Annotated in this window: 2 tRNA genes; both read left to right on the top strand. The window is 54.9% G+C overall.

Going from position 1 to position 708, the window contains the following annotated elements:
- The first annotated feature begins 128 nt into the window (after positions 1-128).
- A tRNA-Ile gene (locus tag PL597_RS25955) sits at positions 129-205 on the top strand.
- A gap of 94 nt (positions 206-299) precedes the next feature.
- Positions 300-375, top strand: a tRNA-Ala gene (locus tag PL597_RS25950).
- Positions 376-708: the final 333 nt, after the last annotated feature.

Here is a 708-nt window from a genome sequence, read left to right as displayed (position 1 = left end):
CAGTCAGGCGACCATCGCAACGTAATACGCCTGCAGATCTGCTACGCAGACAGCGGGTATGGCAAGGTTCGCCGTCCACGTTTCTCTTTCTTCAAGAAGACAAAAGCCGCATCGACCGGTACCGGAATGGGCCCGTAGCTCAGTTGGTTAGAGCACACGCTTGATAAGCGTGGGGTCGGAAGTTCAAGTCTTCCCGGGCCCACCATTTGCATATGCGAATGAGGGTTTGGGTTGAGACTGTTGGTTGATGCGAATTGTTGCCGCGCCTGGTTGATGAGACTTGGGTGATCGAGCTGGATGGGGCTGTAGCTCAGCTGGGAGAGCACCTGCTTTGCAAGCAGGGGGTCAGCGGTTCGATCCCGCTCAGCTCCACCATTTATTTGCGCTCACGGGTGAGCGGTCCTTCGGACCTACCCTCCGCGAGGGCGCCGAACGATCGGCGACGCGCTATCGCGCTGTACTGGAGAATTGATCCGGCGGCTGCGAATTGTCTTCTTTGAGGAAATAAAAGTTTGCATCGTCTGTAAGGACTGATGCCTGTTCTGAATACATTGTGAAGAGAAGATATGTCTGGAAGCGTCCAGGTGTTTTAGGCCCTAGTGGTTTGAAACGTCCGAGCCCAGTCCCAGAGAAACCTTGTGATGGCTTAGTCGGCCGGAATTGGTGGAGGGGTTGGAGGTAGGAAGGATCGCTTGTCCGAGGCATTTT

This window comes from Agrobacterium sp. ST15.13.013 (assembly GCF_027956525.1).
Lineage (GTDB): Bacteria > Pseudomonadota > Alphaproteobacteria > Rhizobiales > Rhizobiaceae > Agrobacterium > Agrobacterium salinitolerans.
This window is presented reverse-complemented; position numbering and strand designations above follow the sequence as displayed.